The organism is Vibrio sp. 704, assembly GCF_033339295.1.
Window position 1 is genome coordinate 1 of the sequence record NZ_JAWOUH010000776.1, and the last position, 575, is coordinate 575.

Annotated in this window: 1 protein-coding gene; it reads right to left on the reverse strand. The window is 45.7% G+C overall.

What is annotated here, in order from left to right; genetic code table 11:
• Positions 1-353, reverse strand: a 353-nt coding sequence (locus tag R7R24_RS29055) for a M48 family metalloprotease (RefSeq protein WP_411978848.1), incomplete at its 3' end; no start/stop codon positions are given.
• Positions 354-575 lie beyond the last annotated feature (222 nt).

Sequence of the window (575 nt, forward strand, 5' to 3'; positions counted from 1 at the left end):
AGAAATAGCCCTGAGTGCAATGCAACGTAACCGCCAAAAAAGGCAAAGGCGTTGATATTACGATCACGAATCATGAAGAAGTGGAACGGCGTTTTTACATCGTTCGCGTTGGCCACGAGGCGGTGTCCGAGGGAATCGATATATTCGTTGATGACCGGATCGTTGACGATAGGCTTACTGGCTCTGAGCATGCGCATGTACGCGTCGCCATAAATCAACTCTTGGTCTATAGAAAGCGTGCCGCCAGCTGCCGTACCAATATCAGGCAAGTCGATGCTATTGGCGTAAGTCGTTGGTGAACTGATTGCAGCGGCAAGGCACAAACAAACGAGCGAGCGAGTGCGTTTTAACATACGGTTTAAAGATTCTCCAAAATACCTAAGTACGTGGTTGGAGGTCGAGTACCTCACAACATCACCACTATACTTTATGGTCATCCTCTAGGATGAATAGGCTAGCACTAAGACCAAAAATAAATGAATTGGTTTCGTAAATTGTTTTATATCCGAGTCATTTCAGCATGCGGTCAAATCATGTCAGAAGTGCTAGCACCAGCTCAAAAAGCCGTTACAATA